The sequence below is a fragment of the Nostoc sp. UIC 10630 genome, from assembly GCF_010747425.1.
GTDB lineage: Bacteria > Cyanobacteriota > Cyanobacteriia > Cyanobacteriales > Nostocaceae > Nostoc.
This window is the reverse complement of record NZ_JAAGOG010000002.1, coordinates 68,517-86,054: the sequence shown is the minus strand read 5'-3', so window position 1 is coordinate 86,054 and position 17,538 is coordinate 68,517. Positions and strand designations below refer to the sequence as shown.

Genomic DNA, 17,538 nt, shown 5'->3' with positions numbered 1-17,538 from the left:
AATAATTATGCAAGCTATATCAATAGAAGGCTTTCAAATTTCACCTCAGCAAAAACGCTTATGGTTATTACAGCAAGAAGCGAACCACCAGCCATATCGGGTTCAATGTGCAGTTCTAGTAGAGGGAAACATTGAACATTCAATTTTAGAAAAAGCCATACATAATGTTTGGACTAAATATGAAATTTTACGTACTAGCTTTCCTACATTGGCGGGAATGGCAGTTCCTTTACAAGTCATTGGAGAGGAAGCATCTATAAAGTTTAACTATTATGATTGGCATAATTTAGATACAGAAACACAACAAATAAATACTGACGCATTATTTCAAGAGTATAATAAATTATACTTTGATTTAAAAGAAGGTTTTACTAGCCAGATTGATGTAATTAAAAAATCTGAAAATCAATACCTTTTACTTGTAGCAATCTCAACCATTTGTGCAGATAGAATATCCCTGCATCGTCTTTTGCGTGATATTAGTGTCACTTATGAGACTTATTTGCATGAACATAAGCTAGAAGATACACCTTTACAATATGCAGATATTGCTGCTTGGCAAAATGAGTTATTAATTGGAGAAGAAGCGGAAATAGCAAAAGAGTATTGGTTCAATCAAAAAGTGTCTAATTCTCTTATAGATAAATTACCAAACGAAAAAAAAGTTAATCAAAAGCCAGGATTTGAACCCAAAGTTATCAGGATTAACTTTGATTCTGCTATCACAAATAATATTGCAGCGATCGCACAAAAACACACTGTAGATATTTCAACAGTTTTAATGGCTTGCTGGCAAATCCTATTATGGCGTTTGACTAACAAATCTGAAACTATTTTAGCTTGGTGTTGTGATGGGAGAAATTACCAAGAATTACAACCAGCAGTTGGTTTATTAGCCAAATATTTACCTGTTCGTATTCAAATACAAGAAAATTATATCCTTGCTGATATATTAAAGCAGTTAGATAAACAATTAAATGAAGCTGTCCAATGGCAAGATTTTTTTAATTCAGAAGATTTTGTCGCTGAGACTAAAGATACTCAGAAATCATCATTTTTACCTTTCGTCTTTGAATTCGTATCCCAGCCTAGTAAATATTTTGCTGGTGACGTATCTTTCTCGATTCAAAACATTTATAGCTGTATTGAACGCTTCAAGGTGAAATTATTATGCTGGCATCAAGGTGATTCACTCACAGCAGAATTATATTATGATGCGAACTTATTTGAGCAAGAAGATATTGAGCGATTAGCAGCACAGTTTCAGACTTTGTTAAGTAGTGCAATTAACAATCCAGAGACTGCGTTCAGTTCTACTGTACCGCAGGTGGTCGCACAACTAGAAATCCTCTCTCCACAAGAACGCCAGCAACTATTAGGCGAATTTAACAATACCAAAACTGCTCCTTCTCCATACCAGTGCATTCATCACTGGATTGAAGCACAGGCTGATAACACACCAAATAATGTTGCTGTTGTTTTTGGCAATCAACATTTAACCTATGAACAACTAAATGCTAAAGCTAACAACTTAGCTAATCATTTGGCATCATTAGGAGTCAAACCGGAAACTGTTGTTGCGCTTCGCGTTGAACGTTCTTTGGATATGATAGTTGGTATCCTTGGCATTCTCAAAGCAGGTGCAGCCTATTTACCGCTAGAACCTTCTTTACCCGAAGCAGCATTAGCATTCAGATTGCAGGATGCTCAAGTATCGGTGTTGTTAACTCAAAAGCGCCTTGTAGAAAAAATGAATTTCCAGGCGCGGGTAGTTTTTATCGACGCAGAGATCAGCGATTCGCCTCCAGACAACATTCTCCAGCCTGCTACGCCAGAGAAATTGGCTTATGTAATCTACACCTCTGGTTCAACAGGTAAACCCAAAGGAGTTGCAGTTGAACATCGGCAAATAGTCAATTATGTTAACGGTATATTAGAAAAACTGGATTTACCAGAGGCGGCTAGCTTTGCCACTATTTCTACTTTTGCCGCAGATTTAGGTAATACAGCAATTTTCTCGGCGTTGTGTACAGGTGGATGTTTGCATATCATTTCAGAGGAATGTGCTACTGATCCAGTTGCATTTGCCGAATATTGCAATCGCCATTGCATAGATTGCCTTAAAATAGTTCCTTCACATTTATCCGCTTTATTATCAGGTTCTCACGCCGAAAAGCTTCTACCACGTCAGCGCCTCATTCTTGGTGGTGAAGCCGCAACCTGGGATTTGATTAAACAGGTACGTGAATTAGCACCAGAATGCAAAATTTTCAACCACTACGGCCCAACAGAAACTACCGTTGGTGTACTCACCTATCCGGTAGAAGAAGTTTCTACTGATACGCTATCAAATACTGTACCTTTGGGTCGTCCTTTAGCCAATACCCAAATATATTTACTTGATAACTATTGCCAACCTGTACCTTTGGGTGTAGTAGGAGAAATCTATATAGGTGGTGATAATGTAGCCAGAGGTTATATAAATCAACCAGAACTAACTAACGAGCGGTTTATTCCTAATCCATTCAGTAGTAAACCCGACGCAAGACTTTATAAAACTGGAGATTTAGGACGCTATCAATCTGATGGTAACTTAGAATTTTTGGGTAGAATTGATGACCAAGTAAAATTACATGGTTATCGCATTGAACTAGGAGAAATTGAAGCTGTACTTCGTCAAGATTCACAAATCCGAGAAGTAGTTGTACTTGCAAAAGAAGCTCATCCAGGGAAAAAGCAGCTTGTAGCCTATATAGTTCCTAAAGAACATTTAAAATCTGCTGAATTGCGCGATTTTCTCAAGCAAAAATTGCCTGAATATATGCTGCCTTCACACTTTGTATCCTTGAAGGTTTTACCGCTAACAGCAAATGGAAAAATCGACAAAAAATCTCTACCAGCACCAGATGCAGTTAAACCAGAATTAAAAGCTGCTTTTGTTGCACCGCGTACCCCAGTAGAAATTGCCTTGGCTAAAATTTGGGCAGAACTGCTCAATTTAGAGCAAGTTAGTATTCACGATAACTTCTTTGAATTGGGTGGAGATTCGATTATTAGTATTCAGGCGATCGCCAAAGCAAATCAAGCGGGTTTACGCCTCACTCCCAAACAAATTTTTGAACACCAAACCGTTGCAAAACTTGCGTTAATTGCAGATACTAGCTCAAAGACAGAATCAGAACAAGGACTGGTAATTGGTGTTGTACCTCTCACACCAATTCAACATAGCTTTTTTGCCCAAAATTTACCTGAACAGCATCATTGGAATCAATCTTTATTACTAGAATTACAGCAAGATATCGATCTGAGTATTCTACAGCAAGCAATACAGCATTTACTGGCACACCATGACGCACTCCGCTTGCGTTTTCGACTAGCAGCTAATGGTTGGGAATCATTTAATGCTGGTGTTGAGTCAGAAATACCATTTACTAAATTCGATTTTTCTGAATTTCCCCAAGAGCAACAAAAAGCGGCTATTGAAGCCAAAGCCACAGAATTACAGGCAAGTTTGGATTTATCAAATGGTTCTATAGTGAGGGTGGCGTTATTTGACTTGGGTTCTCAGCAAAATAATCGCTTACTGTTTATCATTCATCATTTGGCTGTTGATGGTGTTTCCTGGCGAATTTTATTATCTGATTTGCAAACAGCTATAGAACAAATTCAGCAAAATCAAGCAATTCAATTACCAACCAAAACAACTTCTTTTAAACAATGGAGTGAACGTTTGCAAGAATATGCAAACACAAAGACGCTGCACTCACAGTTAGAGTTCTGGTGTTGTGAGTTAAGAAAAAAAGTTTCTCCTTTACCAGTGGACTATGTAAGCGGATTAAATACTGTAGCTACAAGTAAAACTTTCTCAGTATTCCTCAATGAAACTGAAACACAATCACTGTTACAAGAAGTTCCAGCCAAGTACCATACACAGATAAATGATGTTTTTTTAACAGCACTAGTAAAAACTTTTGCAGACTGGACAGGAGAAAAAATGCTGTTAGTTAACTTAGAAGGACATGGACGAGAAGATATTTTTACTGATGTTGATTTATCTAGTACAGTCGGTTGGTTTACTACTGTATTTCCAGTCTTGCTGAATTTAGAAAGTAGTGCGATTGAGGATGCTTTAAAAGCAATTAAAGAACAGCTTCGTAGTATTCCAAATCGTGGTTTTGATTATGGTGTATTGCGTTATCTGTGCAGTGATACTGCTGAAAATTTAGCTGCTATGCCTCAAGCAGAAGTTTGTTTCAATTATTTAGGACAATTTGACCAAGTTTTACAAGAATCTTCTTTATTCAAATTAGCTTCAGAATCAAGTGGCACAGCACGTAGCCCTTTAGGAAGCCGTCGTCATCTTATAGATATTAGCGGGTTTGTGAGTGGAGGTAGCCTGCAACTGGATTGGACTTATAGCACTGCAATACATAAAGATGCTACTGTTTCAAGTCTGTCCGATAAATTTGTCCAAGCACTGCGGGAAATTATTAGTCATTGTCAATCGGCTGATGCAGGAGGTTATACACCTTCTGATTTCTCCAAAGCAAAGGTAAGCCAAAAAGACCTCGACTTTTTACTGACAAAAATTAACCGTGGGAGTGGAAAGTAAAATATATGAAAGCTGACAACATTCAAGATATTTATGAACTGTCACCACTACAACAGGGCATTCTCTTTCATAGTTTGTATGCTCCCGAATCGGCTGTTTATTTTGTCCAGTTATGTTACTCCCTGAAGGGCAATTTTAATGTTGTAGCCTTTGAACAAGCTTGGCAAGAAGTAGTCAACCGCCACACTGTTCTACGGACAGCTTTTTATTGGGAAAATCTAGAAAAACCTTTACAGGTTGTGCATCGGGAAGTCGAAGTATCGTTAATACAGCACGATTGGCGAGATATCAAACCAAATGAGCAGCCGCAGAAATTGCAGGAACTTTTGGAGAGCGATCGCACCTGTAATTTTGACCTGACACAGCCATGCTTAATGCGGCTGAATTTAATTCGCTATAATGATGATTGCTATTACTTTGTTTGGAGTAAACATCATCTCATTTTAGATGGTTGGTCAACAGCTTTAGTCTTAAAAGAAGTAGTAGAAATTTACAAATCTCTTTATCAAGGTAAAAATTTACCTTTAGTATTAGATACTTCCTTTGGCAATTATATTGGTTGGTTGCAACAACAAGATATAAACAAGGCAAAGGACTTTTGGCAACAGTTATTACAGGGAGTTACAGCACCCACACCCTTAATTAATTTAAATACTCAAGACTCATTCAAGCAACCAGAGAAATACAATCAGCAAGTAATCAAGCTTTCGCAAACAACCACCGCAACGCTACAATCTTTAGCAAGACAAAATCAACTCACACTTAACACCCTTGTCCAAGGAGCTTACGCTTTACTTTTAAGCCGCTACAGTAGAGAAACAGATGTAGTTTATGGTGTAACAGTCTCCGGTCGTCCAGCAGATTTAGTCAACGCTGAGTCTATGGTGGGGATGTTTATCAATACTCTACCTATACGAGTGAAAATTAATGCTGAAGAATCTTTGTTATCTTGGTTAAGAAAATTACAATCACAACTGGCAGAAATTCGGCAATATGAATATAGTCCACTGGTAGAGGTGCAAGGCTGGAGCGAAGTACCGCGAGGTTTACCTTTATTTGAAAGCATATTAGTATTTGAGAATTATCCCATTGACGCTGCATTAAAAAATGGGATGAAAGATTTAGAAATTCAGTCTATTAGTTCTGTTGACAATACTAATTATCCTCTAACAGTAACAGTTATCCCTAGTTTTGAGTTGGAACTGAGAATATCTTACGATTGCGATCGCTTCCATTCAGATACTATCACTCGGATGCTGGGGCATCTTGTCACTCTATTAGAAAATCTGATTGCAGATGTTAGTCAGCCTCTGGCTTCATTGTCGATGTTGACAAAAGTTGAGCAACATCAACTACTAGTTGATTTTAATAATACACAGGCTGATTATCCTAAAAATGAGTGCATTCATCATTTATTTGAGGAACAGGTCGAAAAAGTACCAGATGCACTTGCAGTAGTATTTAAAGACGAGCAACTCACATATCGAGAACTCAACATCCGTGCTAACCAAATAGCCCATTACCTACAACAATTAGGAGTTAAGCCAGAAGTACCAGTGGGGATTTGTGTAGAACGCTCCCTAGAAATGGTCATCGGCTTATTAGGTATCCTCAAAGCAGGTGGAGCATATCTACCAATTGAGCCAACCTATCCCAAAGAACGTCTTGCATTTATTTTACAAGATGCTCAGACACCTGTACTACTGACTCAACAACATTTAGCAGCAAACTTACCAACAGATGCAACCCAAGTAATTTGCTTAGATACTGATTGGCAAATAATTAGTCAACAGCCAATAGATAACCCAGTCAACGATATTACAACTCTCAATCTGGCTTACATCATCTACACTTCTGGTTCGACTGGTAAACCCAAAGGTACATTAATTCACCATCAAGGGCTAGTTAACTACCTGAGTTGGTGTACCCAAGCTTATAATCTTGACCAAGGTACAGGAACAATCGTTCATTCTCCTTTAGGATTTGACCTGACGATTACCAGCCTGTTCTCTCCGTTACTAGTGGGGAATCAGGTAGAAATTCTTTCACCAGACCAAGGTATTGAAACTCTGGCTAATGCTTTACGCGCACGCTCTAACTTAAGCTTGGTGAAAATTACACCGGCTCACCTAAAGTTACTATGTCAGATGTTATCACCGCAAGAAGCCGCAGGTCGCACCAGAGCCTTTATCATTGGTGGTGAGAATTTGTTGGCTGAAGATATTGCTTTCTGGCGGGAGTTTGCACCAGATACGATGTTGGTCAATGAATACGGGCCGACAGAAACAGTTGTAGGGTGTTGCATTTACCAAGTACCGACAGGAGAAAATCTTTCCACTTCAGTCGCAATTGGTAATCCTATTGCTAACACCCAGTTATATGTGCTTGACCAACACTGTCAACCTGTACCGATTGGCGTGGTGGGTGAGTTGCACATTGGTGGTTTGGGATTAGCTAGAGGTTATCTCAATCAGCCAGAATTGACAGCACAAAAGTTTATTCCTAACCCATTTTCTCAAATACCAGGGGAACGACTGTATAAAACAGGTGATTTGGCGCGTTACCGACCAGATGGGGTTCTGGAATTTCTCGGACGAATCGATGACCAGGTAAAAATTCGCGGTTTCCGCATTGAATTGGGAGAAATTGAAGCCACAATCAATCAACACCCATGTGTATCTACGAGTGTAGTTGTCGTTCGGAAAGATGAATCAGCAAATCAAACTTTAGTAGCTTATATTACTTTACAACCGCAGCAGACATTAGCAATACCTGAACTGCGCCGCTTTTTGGAACCTAAGCTGCCAAACTATATGATTCCCTCGGCTTTTGTGACTTTAGATATCCTACCTTTGACATCTAACGGTAAGGTAGACCACAAAGCACTACCCGCAGTTGAAAATTTCCGTCCAGAATTAGCAGTGGCTTATTTGCTGCCACAAACAGAGGTCGAACAGACTATTGCAGATGTTTGGCAAAAATCTTTGAAAATCGAGAAAATAGGCATTCACGATAATTTCTTTGAGCTTGGTGGGCATTCATTACTCTTAATTACAGTTCATAGCCAATTGCGCGAAATATTTAAAACTGAGTTATCAATCCTCGATCTGTTCAGATACCCCACTATTAGTTATTTAGCAGATTATTTAAATTCGTCTCAACAAAAAACAATTTCTTTACAGGAAACTGATATTCAAACTGACAAAATTTTAGATGGGAAAGCGCAACAAAAAAAACGTTTGCAAAAAATGAAATCTATTATAAATAATTGAGGATTTAAAACAGAATGAACGGTTCAGAAATAGCGATTGTTGGATTATCAGGAAGATTTCCCGGTGCTAAAGATGTTGAGGAATTTTGGCAAAATCTCCAAAATGGTGTAAATTCAGTTTCTTTTTTCAGCGATGAAGAATTGTTGTCATCAGGATTAGATCCAGATGTTTTGAAAAATCCTAACTATATCAAAGCAGCATCTCTATTAGAAGATGTAGAATTGTTTGATGCTGCCTTTTTTGGCTTCAATCCTAGAGAAGCAGAAATAACCGACCCGCAACATCGGTTATTTTTAGAGTGTGCTTGGCAAGCACTGGAAAACGCGGGTTATAACTCAGAAATATACAAAGGTGCTATAGGTGTTTTTGGAGGTTCTAGCCTCAGTAGCTACTTACTTAATGTTTATTTAAATCAAAATATTACTTTTAATGGTCATCAACTAAATATTGCAGGTGATAAAGATTACCTTACTACCCGTGTTTCTTATAAACTTAACTTAACTGGCCCTAGTTATACAGTCCAAACTGCCTGTTCAACTTCATTAGTAGCTGTACACCTAGCGTGTCAAAGCTTGCTGAATGGTGAATGTGATATGGCTTTGGCTGGCGGTGTTGCCATCAAGTCATCAAGAAAAGGTGGTTATTTTTACCAAGAAGGCGGCATTTCGTCACCAGATGGCTATTGCCGTGCCTTTGATGCTAAAGCACAGGGAACTGTTAGTGGCGAAGGTGTAGGAATCGTAGTTTTAAAAAGACTAGAAGATGCCTTCACTGATAGAGATTGTATCCACGCCGTTATCAAAGGTTCTGCTATCAATAATGATGGGTCAAACAAAGTTAGCTACACTGCACCCCGGATCGGTGGTCAAGCAAAGGTAATCAGAATGGCTCAAGTTGTGGCCGAAGTTGAACCAGAAACTATTACCTACATTGAAGCCCACGGTACAGGAACATCTTTAGGAGACCCAATAGAAATCGCTGCACTTACAGAGGTTTTTCAAGCCAGTACCCAAAAGAAAGGCTTTTGTGCAATTGGCTCGGTGAAAACAAATATCGGACACTTGGATGCTGCTGCCGGAGTGACAGGCTTAATCAAAACTGTATTAGCTCTCAAGCACAAGCAGATTCCACCCAGCTTACACTTTGAAAAACCTAATCCCCAAATTGATTTTGCCAACAGTCCTTTTTACGTTAATACTGCTCTTTCTCCGTGGGAAGTGAAAGATATTCCTCGCCGTGCTGGTGTTAGTTCCTTTGGTATTGGTGGGACTAATGCACATGTAATTCTTGAAGAAGCACCTTCTTTAAGAGAGCAGGGGAGCAGGAAATCGGAGGAGCAGGGGAGAAATTATCAGTTGTTGGTGCTTTCAGCTAAAACTAACTCGGCGCTAGAAACTGCTACGACAAATTTAGTTGATTATTTACAGCAATATCCCAGTAAAAATCTTGCTGATATCGCTTATACCCTTGGTGTTGGTCGTAGAACTTTTGACTATCGCCGGATGTTGGTATGCAAGAACATTGATGATGCACTCAAAGCATTGAAATCTCCAGGTTCACCAGAAGTATTCACCCACTATCAGGAACCAAAACATTGCCCAGTGGCGTTTATGTTTTCTGGACAAGGTACTCAGTATGTGAACATGGGTCGAGAACTTTATGAAACTGAGTCAATTTTTCGAGAACAGATTGATGATTGCTGCAAATTACTTCAACCGCATCTAGGGATAGATTTGCGAGAACTACTGTATCCTAGTGCGACACAACATCAAGAGGTGGAAAAACAGCTGAAACAAACGGCGATCGCTCAACCTGCCCTGTTTGTGGTGGAATATGCCTTAGCACAATTGTGGATGGCTTGGGGGGTAAATCCACAAGTGATGATAGGCCACAGTATTGGGGAGTATGTTGCTGCTTGCTTGGCTGGAGTGTTCTCGCTGGAAGATGCTTTGTTTGTGGTTGCAATGCGTGGGCGACTGATGCAGCAAGTTCCTGCTGGAGCGATGTTAGCAGTAACGCTATCACAGGCGGAACTTCAACCCTTGTTAACACAAGAATTAGCGATCGCAGTTTACAATACACCATCTCTATGTGTCGTAGCTGGCCCGGTGTCATCTGTGGAAAAATTGCAACATCAACTGCGTAAACAAGGTGTGGAGTGTAGACTTTTACACACTTCTCATGCCTTTCATTCGCCGATGATGTCAGCAATCATTGAGCCGTTTACTCAACTGTTGCAAACAGTTAAACTTAATCCTCCGAAAATTCCATTTTTATCTAATGTCAGTGGAATTTGGATTACCACAGCCGAAGCAACTGACCCTAATTATTGGGCGAAGCATCTCAGACAACCAGTGCGTTTCAGTGAAGGGGTGATTGAGTTACTCAAACAGCCAGAGCGAATTTTACTAGAAGTTGGCCCAGGGCGGACACTGAGTAGCTTGGTCAAGCAACACCAAGTAAATGAGCAAATGGTGCTAACCTCAATCCGCCATCCCCAAGAGCAACAGTCAGATGTAGCATTTGTGCTACAAACTTTGGGTAAGCTCTGGTTAGTAGGGGTGCAAGTGGATTGGTCAGCTTTTTACGCACATCAGCAATGCGATCGCCTGCCCTTACCAACATATCCTTTTGAGCGTCAACGCTACTGGATTGAGGCAAATCCAACAGCTTCTGCACCGACATCTCGACAAGAAGCATTACACAAAAAGTTAGATATTGCTGACTGGTTTTACATCCCTCGCTGGCAACAATCTATACCACTGGGAGTTTTGCAAACAGGTGAACTGACACAGCAAAAGTTATGCTGGTTGGTCTTTGTCGATGCGTATGGAATCGGAACAGAAGTAGCAAAACGACTAGAACAACAGGGTCAAAATGCGATCGCAGTCAAAGTAGGTGAGCAGTTTGCTCAACTCAGTGACGGTAGTTATACAATCAATCCCGAACAACGCAACGATTATCATGCTTTACTGCAAGCACTACAAAAACAGGGTTTGATTCCACAAGCGATCGCTCATTTTTGGAGTGTCGCACCTAACGATACTTTTGCCTGTAGTAGCCTTAGTGAACAGACACAATATTTTGATGATTGTCAAAAAGTCGGCTTTTACAGTCTACTTTTCTTAGCACAAGCACTGGCAGAACAGAATCTAACTGAGCCGACAAAGTTGATGGTTGTTACCAGTAATGTACATGATGTCACTGGCGAAGAGAAATTATGCCCACACAAAGCAACAGTGATTGGCTCATGCAAGGTAATTCCCCAGGAATATCCTCATATTACCTGTTGTCACATTGATGTGGTAATTACTGCTGCTGACACCAAACCATCTGAGAAACTTATAAATCAGCTAGTAGGAGAATTTACAGCAGAATCGACAGAGAATGTCATTGCTTACCGTGGTCATCATCGCTGGATTCAAACCTATGAGGCTGTTCGCTTAGATCAGAGTGTTGCTGACAAAACTCGTTTGAGGAAAGGAGGCGTTTACTTAATTACTGATGGATTAGGTAGCGTTGGTTTATCGCTGGCAGAATATCTAGCGCAGAAAGTACAGGCTAAATTGGTTTTACTGGGACGAACAGATTTGCCTGCAAAAGAGCAGTGGTCTCAATGGTTGGCGACTAATGATGAACAGGATATTGTTAGCTGCAACCTCCGAAAATTACAAGCACTGGAGGCATTAGGCGCTGAGGTTTTGGTCATCAGTGCTGATGTTGCTAACGAACAACAAATGCACAATGCGATCGCCACAGCTACTTCACGCTTTGGTGACATTCATGGTGTCATTCACACTGCTGGAAATCCTGAAAATGCACATTGTGCTATACAAGGAACTTTGCCAACTGAAACTCAATTACAATTTCATTCTCAAGTCTATGGATTATTTGTTTTAGAAAAAGTTTTGCGAAACTACAACCTAGATTTTTGTTTTTTAATATCATCTTTATCATCTGTTTTAGGAGGATTAGGATTTGTTTCTTCTTCCGCAGCTTCCAATTTTATGGATGCTTTTGTTTATCAATACAACCAAACAAATTCTTGTTTTTGGTGTAGCATAAACTGGGATATGTGGAAAACTAAAGAAGAACAGCTACATACAATTAATGAAATAAATTCATCTCAATTTTTCATAACATTACAGGAAGGTATAAAAGCCTTTGAACGTGTGTTATCCATGTCTGGGATTTCTCAAATTGTTGTCTCAACTGGAGAATTGCAAGCTAGGATTGACCAACGGCTCAAGCTGGAATCATTACAAAAGACGAAATTATCCAGCCAGGAAGATTTATTTTCCAACCATCAAAGACCAAATTTACTCACAGCATATATTGCACCTAGAAATGAGGTTGAGCAAACTGTTGCAGAAATTTGGCAAAAACTTCTAGGTGTTGAACAGATAGGAATCCATGACAACTTTTTTGAGTTAGGAGGACATTCCTTGTTGGGAACTCAGGTGATTTCTCACTTACGTAAAGCCTTCTTGATAGATTTGCCTCTACGTCACCTATTTGATGAACCTACTATAACTGGCATTTCAGAATCTATCGAAAACATTCGTAGTACAGCTAAAAAAATCTTGGTTTCTGCCAGTTCTAATTTTGGCGATCGCGAGGAAATAGAGTTGTGAACAAATGCTTTACCTGTAATTTATCTACGTTAATTGTGATTGGTTGATTCTGAATAAACATGGCTTTAACTGTGTTCGGTTACGAGGAGAAAGATTTATGAAAACCATCGATCAATTTTTTTCTTATATTGATAGTTTAGACATCAAGCTCAGGGTTGATGGCGATCGTTTATACTGTAACGCTCCTCAAGGAACACTAACACCAGAATTGAGCGCCGAGTTGCGAGAACGCAAGATAGAAATCCTCAAGTTTCTATCTGCTGCTAACCTGGCCTCAAATTCGATTACTATAAAGCCCATTCCTAGAGATATAAACCTACCCCTATCTTTTGCTCAACAACGGCTGTGGTTCCTGAATCAATTTGATCCTAATGACCCTTCCTACAACCTATCTTTTGCCCTTCGTCTGGCCGGTACACTCAATGTAGCAGCACTAAAACAGAGTCTTAACGAAATCGTGCAACGTCACGAAGTCTTGCGAACTACTTTTACAGTAATTGAGCAACAACCAGTTCAAGTTATTGCTCCTAGCTTGACTTTGCAGTTACCTGTAATTAACTTGCAAGAAATCACACCAGCACAACAGCAAGCTGAAGTTTTGCGGCTGGCTGCTCAGGAAGCTAAGTTGCCCTTTGACTTAACACAAGGGCCTTTACTACGTTTTACTTTGCTACATTTAAGTAAGCAAGAATACGTAGCTTTGTTAACAATGCACCATATCATCTCCGATGGTTGGTCATTGGAGCTACTTATCCAAGAATTAACAGCACTTTACGAAGCCTTTTCTCAAGATCATTCCTCTTTGCAAGATGCTAAACGGCTACCAGAATTACCAATACAGTATGCAGACTTTGCAGCATGGCAACGGCAGTGGCTAGTAGGAGAAGTACTAGAATCCCAACTTGCTTACTGGCGAAAGCAGTTGCAGGGTGCGCCAACAGCCCTAGAGTTACCTACTGACTACCCACGACCAGCGATTCAAAGCTTCCAGGGTGCTACTCATCGTTTCGAGTTATCCGCAGAACTATCTGTTGCTTTGAAGCAATTGAGTCAGCAAGAAGGAGCCACCTTGTTTATGACAATGCTTGCAGCCTTCAAAACCTTATTGTATCGCTACACAACCAGCACTGATATTGTGATTGGTTCACCAATTGCCAATCGTAACCACAGTGAAATAGAAAAGCTAATTGGCTTTTTTGTCAATACCTTAGTGTTGCGAACTAATCTTGAAGGTGATCCCAGCTTTCGAGAGCTATTAGGCCGAGTGCGTGAAGTCGCTTTAGGGGCTTATGCTCATCAAGATGTACCCTTTGAGCAACTTGTAGAACAATTGCAGCCACAACGAAACTTAAGTCATTCGCCGCTATTTCAGGTGATGTTTGTGCTTCAGAATGCACAAAGGACACAGATAAAGTTACCGGGTTTGAGCTTAAATTCGCTAGAAAGTGAAAGTGGTACTGCCAAATTCGATTTGACACTGGAAATGAGCGAAACAGCGTCGGGCATGGTTGGCAGTCTGGAATATAATACTGATTTATTTGCAGCAGATACTATACGCCGGATGGCAGGGAATTTGCAGACATTGCTTTGTGGGATTGTTGTTAATCCAGAGCAACGGCTTTCTCAATTACCATTGTTAACAGAAGATGAGCAACATCAACTGTTAGAAAAGTGGAATGACATTCAAGCTGAGTATCCACAAGACAAATGTATTCATCAACTGTTTGAAGCACAGGTAGAAAAAACGCCGGATGCTGTAGCAGCAGTATATGAAAATCAATATTTAACTTATCAAGAACTCAATCACAGAGCAAATCAACTCGCTCATTACTTACAGAAACTGGGTGTTGAGCCAGAGGTTAGGGTGGGAATTTGTGTTGAGCGTTCCCTAGAGATGATAATAGGAGTTTTGGGCATTCTCAAAGCTGGGGGAGCTTATGTACCTTTAGATCCACAATTACCCCAAGAGCGTTTGACTTTCATGGTGCGAGATGCACAAGTTTCTGTATTACTCACCCAGACGCAACTTTTACAAAATCTACCAGTTTTGCCAATTAAACTTGTATACATAGATAAAGATTGGGAGAGCATCACACTATTATCTCAATCCAATCCAGCTATAATTCAATTACACCCAGACAACGTTGCTTACATCATCTATACCTCTGGTTCCACAGGTCAATCTAAGGGGGTAATGATTCAACATCTTAGCCTTGTGAATGCTTATTTTGCCTGGGAAAAAATCTACCAATTAAGTACAAAGGCAACATCTCATTTACAGATGGCCAGCTTTTCCTTTGATGTTTTTTCAGGGGATTTGATTCGGTCTTTATGTTCTGGTGGCAAGTTGGTTTTATGCTCAAAGGATTTGTTGCTATCGCCAGAACAATTGTATGAACTCATGGAACAAGAAAAGGTGGATTGTGCTGAGTTTGTACCTGCTGTATTGAGAAATTTGATTCACTATCTTGATAGTAGCCAACAGCGTTTAGATTTTATGCGGTTGCTGATTTGTGGCTCTGATAGTTGGAGTGGAGCAGAATACCGAAATTTTTTAAGATTTTGTAGTTTTCAAACTCGTTTAATTAACTCCTATGGACTGACAGAAGCTACCATTGATAGTTCTTATTTTGAAACTACGGTAAATAATTTAGAACTTAATAAATTAGTAGCTATTGGGCAACCATTTCCTAATACTAAACTTTATATTTTAGATAAAAATTTACAACCCTTACCTATAGGAGTTCCCGGAGAACTCTATATTAGTGGCGTTAGTCTAGCCAGAGGTTATAGCCATCGTCCTGATTTGACTGCCGAAAAATTTATTCCCAACCTATTTAGTAATCAACCAGGAGAACGCCTATACAAAACAGGCGACATAGTTCGCTATTCAAGTGATGGTAATATTGAGTTTATCAAACGTATTGATCATCAAGTAAAAATTCGTGGATTCCGCATTGAATTAGGAGAAATTGAAGCCAAATTAGTTCAGCATTCAGTTGTGCAGGAAAGTATAGTTGTAGTTAGGGAAGATAACCCTGGTAACAAGCGTCTAGTAGCATATATAGTTCCTAATACTCATAATGTTGAGTTAAAAAATAATAGTGAACTAATACCACAGTTACGACAATTCCTCAAAGAAAGTTTACCAGAGTACATGGTTCCTGCTGCTTTTGTATTACTGGAAAAACTACCACTAACACCAAATGGCAAAATAGACCGCAAAGCGCTTCCCATACCTGATTTGACACAGTTGATGCCCGAATCTGATCTCGTGGCTGCTGTTACCCCAGTCCAAGAAATGCTAGCCGGAATTTGGACACAGGTACTTGGTTTAGAAAAGCTTGGTGTCAACGACAACTTCTTTGAGTTGGGCGGACATTCTCTATTGGCGACGCGTGTCATCTCCCAGATCCGTCAAGCCTTTAAAGTCGAGTTACCCTTGCGCCGTTTATTTGAGTCTCCAACTGTCGCCGAACTAGCTAAAGATGTTCAAACAGCTATTAACACTGGCAAAGGATTAGAACTGCCACCCATCAATCGGGTTTTGCGATCGCAAGATTTACCTCTGTCTTTTGCTCAACAAAGACTATGGTTACTCGATCAATTAGATCCAGGCAATCATACTTATAATGATCCTACATCTGTGCGCTTGACTGGTTCACTCAACATCACAGCCTTAGAGCAAAGCCTGAATGCAGTTGTCAGTCGTCACGAAACCTTACGCACAGTTTTTACTACAGTCGAAGGGCAACCAGTTCAGAAAATTCAACCGATTACTGATATTGCTATACCAATAGTAGACCTAAGAGGAGATGAGCGATCGCCCCAACAACGAGAAATTGAAGCAAAGCGCCTTGCACTCGCAGAAGCACAACGCCCATTCAACCTAGCTCAAGGGCCATTACTTCGAGCCACGCTACTCCAGCTAGACGAAGCAGAGTATGTATTACTGCTGACCATGCACCACATTATCTCCGACCTGTGGTCAATGGCCATACTCATTCGGGAACTAGCAGACTTTTACGCAGCATTTTGCCAAGGTAAATCGGTGACACTACCAGAATTGCCAATTCAGTATGCAGATTTTGCTGTTTGGCAGAGAGAATGGATGCAAGGAAAGGTGCTAGAAACTCAACTCGCTTACTGGAAACAACAACTCCAAAACGCTTCGACAAAGCTAGAGTTGCCCACTGACAAACCTCGACCTTTGCAGCCAACTTATACTGGCACAACCCAATTGTTCCAGCTACCCAAAGACCTCAGCGATGCACTGCAATTACTTAGCAAGCGGGAAGATGTTACCCTCTCTATGACCCTGCTAACGACTTTCAACGTTTTACTCTACTACTACACCAAGCAAGAGGATATCCTTGTAGGTTCGCCCATTGCTAACCGCAATCGCAGTGAAATTGAAGGATTAATTGGCTTTTTTGTCAATAGTTTAGTTCTGCGGACAGACCTCTCAGGAAACCCTATTTTTAGTGAATTGCTGCGTCGAACACGCGAAGTAACTTTAGGAGCTTATGCTCATCAGGATTTACCTTTTGAAAAGTTAGTCGGAGAATTGCAGCTAGAACGAGATTTAAATTATAATCCACTGTTCCAAGTGTGGTTTACTTTGCAGAATATAGCCACACCAGATATTCAAAAACTTACTTTATCTTTACCTGATCTCACCCTTAGCCCATTCGAAACCAACAAGCAGAGATCACCCTTTGATTTAGGACTCTTACTTTCAGAACAAGCAGAAGGTATTAGTGGTTGCTTTGAATATAAAACGGATTTATTTGAATCCAACACTATAGTCCGCATGACAGAACAGTTAGAAATGCTTTTGCGGTCTGTGGTTACACAACCAGATATCCAACTCAACCAGCTAGTAGAAAAACTTAAAAAATTTGACCATCAACAACAACTAGCTAAAGAACAAGAATATAAACAAACCATTCGCCATAAGTTAATGAAGATTAAACAAAAATCTAACATTATCTCCTAATTGCTCTCTGTCTCTCTATGC

At 40.0% G+C, this 17,538-nt stretch carries 4 protein-coding genes; all 4 read left to right on the top strand.

What is annotated here, in order from left to right:
- The first annotated feature begins 7 nt into the window (after positions 1-7).
- A complete protein-coding gene (locus tag G1O98_RS01215; protein ID WP_163926799.1) occupies positions 8-4,612 on the top strand; it encodes a non-ribosomal peptide synthetase in 4,605 nt (1,534 codons plus the stop codon).
- A gap of 5 nt (positions 4,613-4,617) precedes the next feature.
- Positions 4,618-7,884, top strand: a complete 3,267-nt coding sequence (locus G1O98_RS01210) for a non-ribosomal peptide synthetase (protein ID WP_163926798.1) — start codon at positions 4,618-4,620, stop codon at positions 7,882-7,884.
- 14 nt (positions 7,885-7,898) lie between these two features.
- Complete coding sequence (locus G1O98_RS01205; RefSeq protein ID WP_163926797.1) at positions 7,899-12,518, top strand: type I polyketide synthase; 4,620 nt, start codon at positions 7,899-7,901, stop codon at positions 12,516-12,518.
- Positions 12,519-12,615: 97 nt separating this feature from the next.
- Positions 12,616-17,517, top strand: a complete 4,902-nt coding sequence (locus G1O98_RS01200; RefSeq protein WP_163926796.1) for a non-ribosomal peptide synthetase — start codon at positions 12,616-12,618, stop codon at positions 17,515-17,517.
- The last annotated feature ends 21 nt before the right edge of the window (positions 17,518-17,538 follow it).

Bases quoted from the DNA above. Each gene is read 5' to 3' on its own strand.
- G1O98_RS01215 (WP_163926799.1), top strand. From the start codon at position 8: ATGCAAGCTATATCAATAGAAGGCTTTCAAATTTCACCTCAGCAAAAA.
- G1O98_RS01210 (WP_163926798.1), top strand. From the start codon at position 4,618: ATGAAAGCTGACAACATTCAAGATATTTATGAACTGTCACCACTACAA.
- G1O98_RS01205 (WP_163926797.1), top strand. From the start codon at position 7,899: ATGAACGGTTCAGAAATAGCGATTGTTGGATTATCAGGAAGATTTCCC.
- G1O98_RS01200 (WP_163926796.1), top strand. From the start codon at position 12,616: ATGAAAACCATCGATCAATTTTTTTCTTATATTGATAGTTTAGACATC.